This window comes from Isoptericola sp. Y581 (assembly GCF_059445475.1).
Genome location: NZ_JCAIUK010000006.1, coordinates 115,844 through 129,058, shown reverse-complemented (window position 1 = coordinate 129,058; position 13,215 = coordinate 115,844). Strand labels below are relative to the sequence as shown.

The window sequence follows — 13,215 nt, the reverse complement described above, 5'->3', positions numbered from 1 at the left end:
GCCGGCCGCGCGTGCCGCTGGTCACGACCTCGATCCATGACCTGTGGCACGGTCGCGGCGGCGCCGTGCCGGATAGCGTGGGCCCATGCGCCGGCTGGGACCTGAGGAGACGTCCGGGCTGACGATCTTGGTCGTCTGCCTGGCGATCGTCGTGCCTGTGCCGTTCGTCGCGCCCTCCGACCGGTTCCTGGTGCCGCTGACCGTGTGGGTGCTGCTCGCGGTGGCATGGTTCGCGGCGACCGCCGTCGCCGTGCTGCGGCCGTCCAGAAGCGTCGGCGCCGTGACGGCGCTCGGGGCGCAGACCCTCCTGACGGGCGCCCTCGTCGTCACCGTGCCGGGGATCGGCTGGCTGCCGATCCTGCTCGTCTTCGGCGCGGCCGTGAGCACGTACGTCGGGCCGACGGCGCTGACGGTCGCCGTCATCGGTGCGAACACGGCGGCGCTCCTGGTGTCCGCCGTCGTCGCCCCGGGGCCCGTGAGCGCCATCGAGCTCGCCCTGGGCGCGGGCCTGTACCTCCTGCTGCAGGTCGCGAGCGCCGCGGTGAGCGTGGCGCTGCAGCGCGAGCAGCGGATGCGCACCGAGCTGACCGTCGCGCACACCGAGCTCGCGGCGGCGGCGGTGCTGGGGGAGGAGGCCACCCGGGCCTCGGAGCGGCTGCGGATCTCCCGCGAGCTGCACGACCTCATCGGCCACCAGCTCACCGTGCTCACCCTCGAGCTGGAGTCGGCCGCCCACCTGCCGGGCGAGCGCGGCGCGGAGCACGTCGACCGCGCGCGGACCGTCGCGCGCGAGCTGCTCGCCGACGTGCGGGCCACGGTGGGGGAGCTGCGCCGTCGTGCCCCCGACCTGCGCGAGGCGCTCGTCGCGGTGGCCGGCGCCGTCCCGCACCCGCGCGTGGAGATCGCCGTCGCCGACGACGTCGTCGCGGACGAGGAGCAGACGGCCGCGCTGGTCCGGGTCACCCAGGAGGTCGTGACCAACGCCGTGCGGCACGCCGAGATGGCCACCGTGCTGCGGATCGCGGTGCGCACGGGCGACGCCGGCGCCCTGACCCTGGTGGCCCGCGACGACGGGCTCACCTCGGGCCCCGTGCGGCTCGGGAACGGCCTGGCCGGTATCGTCGAGCGCACCGAGGCGCTCGGTGGCGGGGCGACCTTCGACGCCTCTTCGGGCTTCACGGTCGAGGCGCGGCTCGCCGGGCGGGCGGCGTCGTGAGCACGGGCCAGGCCGCGGGCGAGGGCCAGGCCGCGCGCGAGGGCCGCGTGCGCCTCGTCCTCGCCGACGACCAGACGCTCGTGCGGCACGGCATCCGCAGCCTGCTCGAGATCGCCGGCGACGTGGACGTCGTCGCCGAGGCCGAGGACGGCGAGTCCGCCGTGGAGGCCGTGCGCGAGCACGAGCCCGACGTCCTGCTGCTCGACCTGCGCATGCCCGGCCGCGACGGCATCTGGGCGCTCGAGACCCTGCAGGCCGAGGGGCCGGAGGTCGCCGTCCTCGTCCTCACGACCTTCGACGACGACGCGCTGGTGCTGCGGGCGCTGCAGGCCGGCGCGCGGGGCTACCTGCTCAAGGACGTCACGCTGGAGCAGCTCGCGGACGCCGTGCGGACCCTGGCCGCGGGCGCGACCCTCGTGCAACCGGCGGTCACGGCGCGGCTGCTCCGCGCGGTCCGCTCCGCGCCGGCGCCCACGGAGGCGGTGATCGTGGTCGACCTCACCGAGCGGGAGCGGGAGGTACTGAGGCTGATGGCGCAGGGCTGGTCGAACCGGGAGATCGCCGGCGCGCTGTACCTGGCCGAGGGCACCGTGAAGAACCACGTCTCGGCCGTGCTGCTCAAGCTGGGGGCCAAGGACCGCACCCGTGCCGTGCTGCGGGCGTTGCGGACCGGCCTGCTGGGCTGAGCAGCACTCGGGGGATACTCGGGGGCGTGGAGATCCCTGCCGTCTGGTCCGTCGTCCTGATCGTCGCCGCCGTGTGGAACCTTGTGGTGTGGCCCCAGTTCTGGCGCCGGGTGGCCAAGGACCCGCGCGCCCGCGACGACGCCGGCCGCGCCACCCGCTTCTTCACCGTGCACGCCGTCCTGGTGGGCGTCTCGGTCGTGCTCGCTGTCCTCGTCGGTGTGGTCGGGGTGCTCGGCCTCGTCGGCTGAGTCTCGCCCGGCGCTGGCGCCTTCCTGCTGGTCGCGTGACCATGGACGCATGAGGGCCATCTGGAAGGGTGCCGTGACCTTCGGTCTCGTCAACGTGCCGGTCAAGCTGTACAGCGCGACCGAGGACCACGACGTGCCGCTGCACCAGGTGCACGACGAGGACGGCGGGCGCATCCGCTACAAGCGCGTGTGCGAGCTGGACGGCGAGGAGGTGGCCTACCAGCACATCGACCGCGCGTACGACGACGGCGAGCGCACGGTGGTGCTCACCAAGGACGACTTCGCGGCGCTGCCCGCCGAGGCGAACCGCGAGATCGAGGTGGTCGAGTTCGTGCCGAGCGACCAGATCGACCCGATCATGCTCGACCGCACCTACTACCTGGAGCCGGACTCCAAGAGCCCCAAGGCGTACGTGCTGCTGCGCCGCACCCTGGAGGAGACGGACCGCACGGCGATCGTGAAGTTCGCGCTGCGCCAGCGCACGCGGCTCGCCGCGATGCGGGTGCGCGACGAGGTGCTCGTGATGCAGACGCTGCTGTGGGCGGACGAGGTGCGCGAGGCGGCGTTCCCGTCGCTCGACGGTTCGGTCAGCGTCTCGGACCGGGAGCTGGCGATGTCGGGCCAGCTCGTCGCCAGCTACGAGGACGACTTCGCGCCGGAGGAGTACGAGGACGAGTACCAGGTGCAGCTGCGCCAGCTCATCGACGCGAAGATCGAGCAGGGCGACGCGCTCGACACGTCCGAGACCTTCGGCGAGCAGCCGGAGAAGCAGGATGCGGACGTCATCGACCTGATGGAGGCCCTGCGGCGCAGCGTCTCGGGATCGAAGGGCGCGTCGAAGGGCACGGCATCGAAGAACACCGCGTCGAAGAACACCGCGTCGAAGAACACCGCGTCGAAGGGCACCGCGTCGAAGGGATCGGCCGAGAAGGACGAGGGGAAGAAGCCCGTGTCGAAGAGCACGGCGAAGAAGGCGCCCGCCAAGAAGTCGACGCCCGCGAAGAAGACCCCGGCGAAGAAGGCGTCGTCGTCGTCGACGCCGCGCCGGAAGACCGGCTGACGGGCGCTCAGGCCCCGGCGGCCCCGGAGGTCGTCGATGCGGCCCGGGCGCCGGCAATCTCGCGCACGAGGGTGAGCAGCTCGTCGATGTCGTGGTCCGCGAGGCCGGTCGCCCCGACGGACGCGAGCGCGTAGAGGCCCTCGCCCATGAGGGAGACCGCGCGGGCGAGCACCGGGTCGCCCAGCTCGTCGCGCACGGCCTCGGTCCACGCCGCCTGCGCCTCGTCCAGGACGTCGCGGGCGCGCGGGTACGGGCCCTGGGCGAGGCGTGAGACGGCGAGGTAGACCACCTCGAACTCGCCGTCGATGACGGACGAGGTGCGCAGCAGGTAGTCGGTGGCGCCCTCCTGTGCGCCGCGCATCGCGTCGACGTCGGCGGCGGTGAGCACGCCCAGATGGTCGAGGAGCCCGTCGACGAGGGCGTCCTTGGAGGGGAAGTGGTAGAGCAGCCCGCCCTTGGAGACGCCGGCCCGCTCCGCGACGGCCTCGAGCGTCGCCGCGCGCTCCCCGGACTCGACGAGGAGGTCGGCGAACGCGCGCAGGACCTTGGCGCGGGCGGCAGGGGGTGGGGGCATGTGGACAGCCTAGCGGCGGACTGTTACTGTACCGGCTGGACGGTGCGGAAGTTCGACGTCAACATGTCGCCCCGGCCGTCCCGCTGTGTGAAAGGCACCTCATGGTTCAGACCCAGGTGACGACGCACCCCACCTTCTCGGCCACGAGCCGCCCCGCCACCGCGCGCCCCGCCGGCGCCGGGCGACGCTGGGCCGCCCTCGTCGTGCTGATGCTGCCGGTGCTGCTCGTCTCGATCGACAACACGGTCCTCAGCTTCGCGCTGCCGCAGATCTCCAAGGCCCTGGCCCCCGGCGGCACCCAGCTGCTGTGGATCGTCGACGTCTACCCGCTGGTGCTCGCCGGCCTGCTCGTGCCGATGGGCTCCGTCGCGGACCGCGTCGGCCGACGCCGCCTGCTCCTCGTCGGGGCGGTCGGCTTCGCCGCCGTGTCCGCGGTCGCGGCGTTCGCCCCGACCGCAGGCGCGCTGATCGCCGCGCGCGCCGGCCTCGGCTTCTTCGGCGCGATGCTCATGCCGTCCACGCTGTCGCTGCTGCGCAACGTGTTCACCGACCGCGACGAGCGCCGTCTGGCCATCGCGATCTGGGCGGCGGGCTTCGCCGCAGGCTCGGCCGTCGGGCCGATCGTCGGCGGGCTCCTGCTCGAGCACTTCTGGTGGGGCTCGGTCTTCCTGCTCGCCGTGCCCGTGCTGGCGTTGCTGCTCGTGCTCGCGCCGGTCTTCGTGCCCGAGTCGCGCGACCCCGCGCCGGGCCGCCTCGACCCGGTGTCGATCGTGCTCGCCATGGCCACGATGGCCCCGGTCGTGTACGGCATCAAGACGCTCGCGAAGGGCGCCCTGCCGTCGCTGGGGCTCGCCGCGATCGCGGTGGGGCTCCTCATGGGGGTCCTCTTCGTGCGACGCCAGCTGCGCCGCCGCGACCCGATGCTCGACGTGCGGCTGTTCGCCGTCCCCGCGTTCACCGGCAGCGTGCTCGTCAACCTGCTGTCCGTGTTCTCGCTGGTCGGCTTCCTGTTCTTCGTCTCGCAGGACCTGCAGCTCGTGATCGGACTGTCGCCCGTGCGGGCGGGCCTCGTGCTCCTGCCCGGCACCGTGGCGATGGTGGTCGCCGGCCTGGGCGTGGTGCGCGTGGTGCGCAGCGTGCGGCCCTCGCACGTCGTCGCCGCGGGCCTCGGGCTGTCCGCCGTCGGCTACCTGATCACCGCCCTGACGGCCGGGCGCGGCGAGGTCGGCTGGCTCGCCCTCGCGTTCGTCGTGCTGGCGATCGGCGTCGGCTCCGCCGAGACCGTGTCGAACGACCTCATCGTCTCCACAGTGCCTGCGGCGAAGGCCGGGGCGGCGTCGGCGATCTCCGAGACCGCCTACGAGGCCGGCGCCGTGCTCGGCACGGCCGTGCTCGGGGGCATCCTCACGGGGTCGTACCACGCGAACGTCGTCGTCCCCTCCGGGGTCCCGACGGCGGACGCCACCTCCGCGACCGAGACGCTCGGCGGCGCCACCAGCGTCGCCGCGGACCTCCCGGCCGGGCCGGCGCAGGCGCTGCTCGACTCGGCGCACGCCGCGTTCGGCAGCGGCGTGGTCGTGACGTCCGGCATCGGGTTCGTGGCCGTCCTCCTCGCCGCCGGGATCGCACTCACGACGCTGCGCGCCGCGCGGTCCTGACCTGGTCCTGACCAGCAGGTGCAGGTGACCTGCGACACCACCGGCGGGCAGGGTGGCGCCGTGGGTCGTGTTCCGCGAGGGTGGACGCGATGAGCGACCAGCACGACGAGCCCGAGGCCGACCCCGAGGCCGACCCCGCGGCCGATCACTCCACGACCGGCCCCGCCGCGGCCGATCACCCCGCGACCGGCCACCCCGCGACCGACCGACCCGCGCGCCCTGCCCGCCGGACGCCGCCGCGCTGGGTGCGCTGGACGCTCGCGTCCGTCGCCGCGGCGCTCGCGTGCCTCACCTTCGGGGTCACCACGGCCGAGGTGACGCTGAGCCTCGGCCCGCACGAGGCCGTCTACGCCGTCGACACGGACGGCCTCGTCGTGGCTGACCTCGGCCCGCTCGGCACCCTCGAGATCGACTCGCCCCTGCCGCTCGGTCTCGGCCTGGAGGTGACGGTCAAGGAGATCCCCGCCGACCTGTCCGCCGTGGACCAGGCGGGCACGCTGGACATGCTCGCCGGCGACCTGCAGGGCTACCTCCAGTTCTTCTCCAGCCCGCAGGAGACGGCCAGCACGGTGGCGCGGGCGCTCCTGTGGGACGCCGGGCGGCGCGCCGTCGTGGCAGCGGTGGTGCTCGTCGCCGCCGGCTTCGCGCTGCGGCTGCTGCTCGGGGCGGCCCGGCGGCGCGACCTCGCCGCTCGGCTGGCGCCGCGCACGTGGGAGATCACCGCCGGGGTGGCCGTCACGAGCCTGGTCGTGGTGACCGTGGCGTCCGCCGGCGTGTCGCTGCCGTCGCAGGGGCGGCCCGCGTCGCAGGTCTTCGCCGGCACCGCCCTCGAGGGCGCCACGATCACCGGGCGTCTGGCGGGCATCGTCGACACCTACGGCGGCCAGCTCGTCAGCCTCTACCGGGAGAACGAGGCGTTCTACGCCGCGGCCGACGACGAGCTCACCGCCGCGTGGGACGCCTGGGACGCCGAGCATGGCATCGCGCCCGACGGTACGTCGCTCTCGCCGTCGTCCACGCCGTCCGTCCCGTCGACGCCGGACTCCCCGTCGGTGCCGGCCTCGGCGTCCCCCGCGGACGAGGACCTCGTCACCCTCCTGGTGGTGTCGGACCTGCACTGCAACACGGGCATGACGCCACTGATCCGCACGACGGCCGAGCGCTCGGGCGCCGACGTCGTGCTCAACGCGGGGGACACGACGACGAACGGCACGGCGGTGGAGAAGGCCTGCGTGGACTCGTTCGCTTCGGCGGTGCCGCGCGGCGTGCCGATGGTGGTGGCGGACGGGAACCATGACTCCCAGGTGACGTCGTCGCAGGAGGCCGCGCGCGGGCAGACGGTGCTCGACGGGCAGGTGGTGGAAGTCGAGGGCGTGCGGATCCTGGGCGACCGGGACGCCCTCGAGACGCGCGTCGGGGCGGGGACGAACGTCGCGCGCGAGCGGACGCCGGAGCAGCAGGCGGCGGACCTCGCCGCGGTCGCGTGCGAGGACGACGGGGTGGACCTGCTGCTGATCCACACGCCGGCGGTGGGGCTCGACGCGCTCGAGAGCGGCTGCGTGCCGTTCCAGGTCTCCGGCCACACGCACAAGCGCTCCGGCCCCGAGCAGGTGGGGCAGGGCATCCGGTTCGTCAACGGCTCCACCGCGGGCGCCGCGCCGAACCAGCCGACGGTCGGCCCGTTGCACGGCACGGCCGAGATGACGCTGCTGCGCTTCGACCCCGAGGCGCGGCGGATGGTGGACGTGCAGGTGGTGAGCGTCACGCCCGACGGCAAGGCGACGGTGGGCGACCGGGAGCCGGTGCCCGAGGTCGTGCCGCCCACCGAGGACGTGCCCGGCGACACGGGCGGCAATGAGAGCGGTGACGCGGGCGACGACTCGTCGCCCACGGTGTCGTCCCCGTAGGCCCGGATAGGCTCGGATCGTGCCCGAACCCGTCACCCCTGCTCACGCCGTCGACCCCGACGAGCTGACCCCGGTCGCCCAGGACTACCTCAAGGCCGTGTGGTCCGCGCAGGAGTGGTCGGACGAGAAGGTGACGACCGGCCTGCTCGCCGACCGGCTGGGGGTGGGCCCGTCGACGGTCTCCGAGACCGTGCGCCGGCTCACCGCCCAGGGCCTGCTGGGGCACGAGCCGTACCGCGGCGTGTGGCTCACCGACCTGGGCCGCCGGTACGCGCTGGTCATGGTGCGCCGGCACCGGGTGCTGGAGACCTGGCTGGTGCGCGACCTCGGCTACGGCTGGGACGAGGTGCACGACGAGGCCGAGGTGCTGGAGCACGCGGTCTCCGACCGGCTGGTCGAGCGGATCTCCGCCCGGCTCGGCCACCCGCAGCGCGACCCGCACGGCGACCCGATCCCGTCCGCCGACGGCCGCGTGGTGCGCCCGGCGGCGGTGCCGCTGGTGGACCTCGAGGCCGGCACGGGCGGCGTGGTGGCACGGATCTCGGACGCGGACCCCGAGGCGCTGCGCTACCTCGCCGGCCTGGGCATCGACCTCGACCTGCCCGTCACGCTGACGCAGCGGCGGGACTTCGCCGGCACCGTGGGCGTGGCCTGGGAGGCTGCGGGCGCGCCCGTCTCCGTGGACCTGGGCCTGCTGGCGGCGTCGCGCATCTGGGTCGTGCCCGCGTAGGCTGTCCCGGTTCCCCGACGACGTGTGCGCGATGATTCGCGCCACGTCGTCGAATCGTTTCGAGCCAAAGGCCCACGACGTTGACCGAGACGACCACGGCAGCGCGCACGAGCCGCCGCGTGCCCCGCCCCGAGCACGTCGGCGCGGCGCTCTTCGCGCTCGCGCTCGGCGGCTTCACGATCGGCACCACCGAGTTCGCGACGATGGGGCTGCTGCCCCAGATCGGCGCGGACCTGCACGTGAGCGACCCCGTGGTGGGGCACGCGATCACCGCGTACGCCGTGGGCGTGGTCGTGGGCGCGCCGCTGCTGACCGTGGCGGCCGCGCGGATGTCGCGCAAGCGGCTGCTGCTGTGCCTGATGGCCGCCTACACGGTGGCCAACGTGCTCTCGGCGGCCGCCCCCAGCATCGAGACGCTCGTCGTCGGGCGGTTCCTGGCCGGGTTGCCGCACGGCGCCTTCTTCGGCGTCGGGGCGGCGATCGGCGCCGCGGTGGCAGGGCCGGGCCGCCGCGGCCATGCCGTGTCCATGATGATGACGGGGCTGACGATCGCGAACGTCATCGGCGTCCCCGTCTCCACCGCGGTGGGCCAGCAGCTCGGCTGGCGGGTCGCGTTCGTCGTCATCGGGGCGCTCGGCGCCGTCACCCTGCTCGGGATCTGGCGGTACGTGCCCGAGCACGGCCCGGTGGACTCCAGCGTCCGGCGGGAGCTGGGCACGCTGCGCAACGGGCCGCTGTGGATCTCGTTCGCCGCCGGCGCGATCGGCTTCGGCGGCCTGTTCGCGGTCTACACCTACATCGCCCCGACCGTCACCAAGGTGGCGGGGATGTCCGCGAGCGCCGTGCCCTGGGTGCTCGCCGTCTTCGGCGTCGGCATGACGGTCGGCACCCTGCTCGGCGGTCGGCTGGTCGACCGGAACGTGCTGCGCACCGTCATCTGGGGGTTCGTCGCCACGGCCGCCTCTCTGGTGGTCTTCGCCCTCGTGGCGTCCTCGCCGGTGCCCGCCGTGCTCGCGCTCTTCGCGCTGGCCGTGACCTCCCAGCTGCTCGGCCTCGCCATGCAGACCCGGCTGATGGACCTCTCGCCGCAGGCGCAGTCCCTCGGTGCCGCGCTGTGCCACTCCGCACTGAACGTCGGCAACGCCACCGGTGCGTTCTTCGGCGGGCTCGTCATCGCCGGCGGCTGGGGCTACGTCGCCCCCGCGTGGGTCGGCCTCGCGCTGACGCTCGTGGGCCTGGCGATGGTGGCCGCGTTCGGGCGGCAGCGGGTGGCGCACGCGTCCTGAGCTCGCCTGGGCCGTTGCGACCGAGGTCGTTCCGCCCAGGTCTGTGCGGTACGGTCGCGCCCGTGAGCCCGAGCGTGCGCGACGAGACCCACGACGACGATCTTGCGGCCGAGGCGGTGCCCGGCCCGCGCGGACTCTCGTCCCGCACCTACGGGGTGCTGCTGACCGTGCTGGGCGGGATCGGCTTCGGCGCGGCGACGTGGCTGGCGATCGAGGAGTACCTCAAGCTGCTGGACCCGAACCGGGTCACGAGCTGCAGCTTCAACGTCTTCCTCGACTGCGGCGTCGCCATGGCGTCGTGGCAGGGCACGCTGCTCGGCTTCCCCAACCCGTACCTCGGCGTCGCCGCCTTCCCCGTGGTCATCACCACGGGGGTGGTGCTGCTCGCGCGCGCCAGGCTGCCGCGGTGGTACCACCTGAGCCTGCTCGCCGTGACGGCGCTGGCCCAGCTGCTGATCTTCTTCCTCATGTGGTCGAGCTTCTACGCCCTCGTCCGGCTGTGCCCCGCGTGCATGGTCGTCTGGACGATCCTGTGGCCGCTGCTGTGGTTCCAGGTGGTGCACGCCGTGCAGGAGCGGCACCTGCCCGCCGGCGAGGGGCTGCGGCGGGCCGTCGTCGGCAACCGCGGCCTGGTCCTGATCATCGGCTATGTCGTGGCCGTGGCCTGGATCCTGCTCGCCGTGGGCGGCCCCCTGGTGGAGTCGTTCGGCCTCTGATCGTCAGGGTTCCGGGCGCCCCCGCGGCCGGTGGAAAACCGGGCGGTCCGGGCACCGCCGGCCGGTAGACTCGCGCGGGTGAGTACGCCCGACACCGCCTCCCCCCGATCCGAGGCTCCGACCGAGCCCACCCACCGCTACACGCCTGCCCTCGCGCAGCAGATCGAGGAGCGCTGGCAGGACCGCTGGGAGGAGCAGGGCACCTTCTGGGCGGCCAACCCGACCGGCGCGCTCACGGACGGCGACGGCGAGCACGGCACGGGCAACCCGTTCTTCATCATGGACATGTTCCCGTACCCCTCGGGGGCCGGGCTGCACGTCGGGCACCCGCTGGGCTTCATCGCGACGGACGTGGTGGGCCGCTTCCGGATGATGAACGGCGACAACGTGCTGCACGCACTGGGCTACGACGCGTTCGGCCTGCCGGCCGAGCAGTACGCCGTGCAGACCGGCCAGCACCCGCGGGTCACCACCGAGCAGAACATCATCACGATGAAGCGCCAGATGCGCCGACTGGGCGTGGCTCACGACGAGCGCCGCACGTTCGCCACGATCGACCCCGAGTACGTGCGCTGGACGCAGTGGATCTTCCTGCAGATCTTCGACTCCTGGTACGACGCCGAGGCCGACCCCTCGAGAGGCTCAGGACGGCGCGGCGGCAAGGGCCGGGCCCGCCGCATCGGCGAGCTGCGCGACGAGCTCGCGGCCGGCACGCGCGCCGTGCCGGGACGCGACGGGGACAACGCCGGCGGCGTGGTCTGGGCGGCGCTGTCCGACGACGAGCAGCGGGACGTGCTGGACACCCAGCGGCTGGCCTACGTCGACGAGTCGCCGGTCAACTGGTGCCCGGGTCTGGGCACGGTGCTGGCGAACGAGGAGGTCACGGGCGACGGCCGCTCCGAGCGCGGCAACTACCCGGTCTTCCAGCGCAACCTGCGCCAGTGGAAGATGGGGATCACCGCCTACGCCGACCGCCTGACCGACGACCTGGAGCTCATCGACTGGCCGGAGAAGGTCAAGTCGATGCAGCGCAACTGGATCGGCCGCTCCACGGGCGCCAATGTCCGGTTCGACGTCGTGGGCACCGGCGACGACGACGCGGCGGGCGCCGGCGCGCAGGTCGAGGTGTTCACCACCCGACCGGACACGCTGTTCGGCGCGACGTTCATGGTCGTGGCCCCCGAGCACCCGCTGCTGGACGAGGTGCCCGCGGCCTGGCCCGACGGCACCCACGGCGTCTGGACCGGCGGGCACGCGACCCCCGTCGAGGCGGTCGCCGCCTACCGCCGCGACGCGGCCGCCAAGACCGCCGTCGAGCGCCAGGCCGACGCCGGCAAGAAGACCGGCGTGTTCACCGGCCACCTGGCCGTCAACCCCGTCAACGGGGCCACCGTCCCGGTGTTCACGGCCGACTACGTGCTGATGGGTTACGGCACCGGCGCCATCATGGCGGTGCCGGGCGGCGACCAGCGCGACTTCGACTTCGCCGAGGCCTTCGAGCTGCCGGTGATCCGTACCGTGGAGCCCGCCGGCGGGCTGCCGGAGGACTTCGCGGGGGCGTACACCGGCGACGGCGTGACGGTGAACTCCGCGAACGACGAGGTCAGCCTGGACGGGCTGGGCGTGGCCGAGGCCAAGGAGCGGATCGTGGCGTGGCTGCAGGCCCGCGCCGCCGGCGAGGGCACCACCACGTACCGTCTGCGCGACTGGCTGTTCAGCCGGCAGCGCTACTGGGGCGAGCCGTTCCCGATCCTGTGGGACGCCGACGGCCGTCCGGTCGCGATCCCGGCCGAGATGCTGCCCGTCGACCTGCCCGACGTGCCGGACTACGCGCCGCGCACCTTCGACCCGGACGACGCGAACTCCTCGCCCGATGCGCCGCTGGGCCGCAACGACGACTGGGTGTACGTCACCCTGGACCTGGGCGACGGGCCGAAGACGTACCGCCGCGACACCAACACCATGCCCAACTGGGCCGGGTCGTGCTGGTACTACCTGCGCTACCTGGACCCGACCGACTCGTCCGACGGCCCCGCCGCAGGCACCGCCGTCGTCGACCCGGAGCTCGAGACGTACTGGATGGGCCCGCGCCACAACGCCACCTCCGGGCCGGCCGGCGGCGTCGACCTGTACGTCGGCGGCGTCGAGCACGCCGTGCTGCACCTGCTGTACGCGCGGTTCTGGCACAAGGTGCTGCTGGACCTGGGCTACGTGTCCGCCCTTGAGCCGTTCGGCAAGCTCTTCAACCAGGGCTACATCCAGGCCTACGCGTACACGGACGCCCGCGGGCAGCACGTGCCCGCGGCGGAGGTCACCGAGGCGCCCGGCGCCGACGGCGAGCCCGTGTACACCTGGCACGGCGAGATCGTGCACCGCGAGTACGGGAAGATGGGCAAGTCCCTCAAGAACGTCGTCACGCCCGACGAGATGTACGAGCAGTACGGGGCCGACACCTTCCGCGTGTACGAGATGTCGATGGGCCCGCTGGACCAGTCGCGGCCCTGGGAGACGCGCGCGGTCGTCGGCGCGCAGCGCTTCCTGCAGCGGTTGTGGCGCAACGTCGTGGACGAGGAGACGGGCGCGGTCACCGTGACCGACGACGAGCCCGACGTCGCGACCCTGCGCGCGATGCATCGTGCGATCGCCGACGCGAACGCCGAGATGGAGCACATGCGGCCCAACACTGCGATCGCGAAGCTCATCACGTACAACAACCACCTGACCGGCCTGGACCGGGTGCCGCGCGCTGCCGTCGTGCCGCTGGTGCTCATGGTCGCGCCCATCGCCCCGCACGTCGCCGAGGAGCTGTGGGAGCGGCTGGGGAACGACCGCTCGCTGTCCCGCGAGCCTTTCCCGACGGCCGACCCGCAGTACCTGGTCGAAGACACCGTGACCTGCGTGGTGCAGGTCAAGGGCAAGGTGCGCGGTCGCCTCGAGGTGCCGCCGTCCATCTCGGACGCCGACCTGGAGGCCGCGGCGCTCGCCGAGCCGAACGTGGCGCGGGCGATCGACGGCGCCGCGGTGCGCAAGGTGATCGTGCGCGCGCCCAAGCTCGTCAACATCGTTGTCTGAGGCGGAGGTGCAGCGGCGGTCGGGGGCCGCGCGCAGCGAGGCACGCGGCCGCAGCGGAACCG

At 73.6% G+C, this 13,215-nt stretch carries 11 protein-coding genes; 10 read left to right on the top strand and 1 reads right to left on the bottom strand.

Annotated elements, in window-relative coordinates; translation table 11 throughout:
* Positions 1 to 85: 85 nt before the first annotated feature.
* The 4 genes from AC1C2W_RS12750 to ku are packed head-to-tail and all read left to right on the top strand — an operon-like array spanning position 86 to position 3,210.
* Positions 86 to 1,216, top strand: a complete 1,131-nt coding sequence (locus AC1C2W_RS12750; protein ID WP_495389598.1) for a sensor histidine kinase — start codon at positions 86 to 88, stop codon at positions 1,214 to 1,216.
* Positions 1,213 to 1,902, top strand: coding sequence for a response regulator (locus AC1C2W_RS12745; protein WP_495413269.1), 690 nt, complete (start codon positions 1,213 to 1,215; stop codon positions 1,900 to 1,902). Before AC1C2W_RS12750 ends, AC1C2W_RS12745 begins: the two co-directional genes overlap by 4 nt.
* 26 nt (positions 1,903 to 1,928) lie before the next feature.
* A complete protein-coding gene (locus tag AC1C2W_RS12740) occupies positions 1,929 to 2,150 on the top strand; it encodes an SCO4848 family membrane protein (protein WP_495389596.1) in 222 nt (73 codons plus the stop codon).
* A 49-nt stretch (positions 2,151 to 2,199) separates the two neighbouring features.
* Positions 2,200 to 3,210: a non-homologous end joining protein Ku gene (ku, locus tag AC1C2W_RS12735; protein ID WP_495389595.1), complete on the top strand. Its 1,011-nt coding sequence runs from the start codon at positions 2,200 to 2,202 to the stop codon at positions 3,208 to 3,210.
* A gap of 7 nt (positions 3,211 to 3,217) precedes the next feature.
* Here the strand turns inward: ku and AC1C2W_RS12730 are convergent, their stop codons facing one another.
* Positions 3,218 to 3,784, bottom strand: a complete 567-nt coding sequence (locus AC1C2W_RS12730; RefSeq protein WP_495389594.1) for a TetR/AcrR family transcriptional regulator — start codon at positions 3,782 to 3,784, stop codon at positions 3,218 to 3,220.
* 101 nt (positions 3,785 to 3,885) lie between these two features.
* Here AC1C2W_RS12730 and AC1C2W_RS12725 point away from each other — a divergent pair, with 101 nt between their 5' ends.
* From AC1C2W_RS12725 to leuS, 6 genes are all read left to right on the top strand, one after another.
* Positions 3,886 to 5,442: an MFS transporter gene (locus tag AC1C2W_RS12725; protein ID WP_495389593.1), complete on the top strand. Its 1,557-nt coding sequence runs from the start codon at positions 3,886 to 3,888 to the stop codon at positions 5,440 to 5,442.
* A gap of 89 nt (positions 5,443 to 5,531) precedes the next feature.
* Entirely contained in the window at positions 5,532 to 7,349 is a 1,818-nt protein-coding gene (locus AC1C2W_RS12720) for a metallophosphoesterase family protein (protein ID WP_495413268.1), read from the top strand.
* A gap of 19 nt (positions 7,350 to 7,368) precedes the next feature.
* Positions 7,369 to 8,079, top strand: coding sequence for a metal-dependent transcriptional regulator (locus AC1C2W_RS12715; RefSeq protein WP_495389591.1), 711 nt, complete (start codon positions 7,369 to 7,371; stop codon positions 8,077 to 8,079).
* A gap of 80 nt (positions 8,080 to 8,159) precedes the next feature.
* Positions 8,160 to 9,365 (top strand): MFS transporter, encoded by a 1,206-nt coding sequence (locus AC1C2W_RS12710; RefSeq protein WP_495389590.1) that lies wholly within the window; start codon positions 8,160 to 8,162, stop codon positions 9,363 to 9,365.
* Positions 9,366 to 9,427: 62 nt separating this feature from the next.
* Entirely contained in the window at positions 9,428 to 10,081 is a 654-nt protein-coding gene (locus tag AC1C2W_RS12705) for a vitamin K epoxide reductase family protein (RefSeq protein ID WP_495389589.1), read from the top strand.
* 78 nt (positions 10,082 to 10,159) lie between these two features.
* On the top strand, positions 10,160 to 13,153 hold the full coding sequence (leuS, locus tag AC1C2W_RS12700) for a leucine--tRNA ligase (protein ID WP_495389588.1): 2,994 nt from the start codon (positions 10,160 to 10,162) through the stop codon (positions 13,151 to 13,153).
* Positions 13,154 to 13,215: the final 62 nt, after the last annotated feature.

What these genes read in the sequence shown, in the direction of transcription:
- AC1C2W_RS12730 (WP_495389594.1), bottom strand. Translation starts at nt 3,784, where the DNA reads ATGCCCCCACCCCCTGCCGCCCGCGCCAAGGTCCTGCGCGCGTTCGCC.
- ku (WP_495389595.1), top strand. Translation starts at nt 2,200, where the DNA reads ATGAGGGCCATCTGGAAGGGTGCCGTGACCTTCGGTCTCGTCAACGTG.
- AC1C2W_RS12720 (WP_495413268.1), top strand. Translation starts at nt 5,532, where the DNA reads ATGAGCGACCAGCACGACGAGCCCGAGGCCGACCCCGAGGCCGACCCC.
- AC1C2W_RS12725 (WP_495389593.1), top strand. Translation starts at nt 3,886, where the DNA reads ATGGTTCAGACCCAGGTGACGACGCACCCCACCTTCTCGGCCACGAGC.
- AC1C2W_RS12750 (WP_495389598.1), top strand. Translation starts at nt 86, where the DNA reads ATGCGCCGGCTGGGACCTGAGGAGACGTCCGGGCTGACGATCTTGGTC.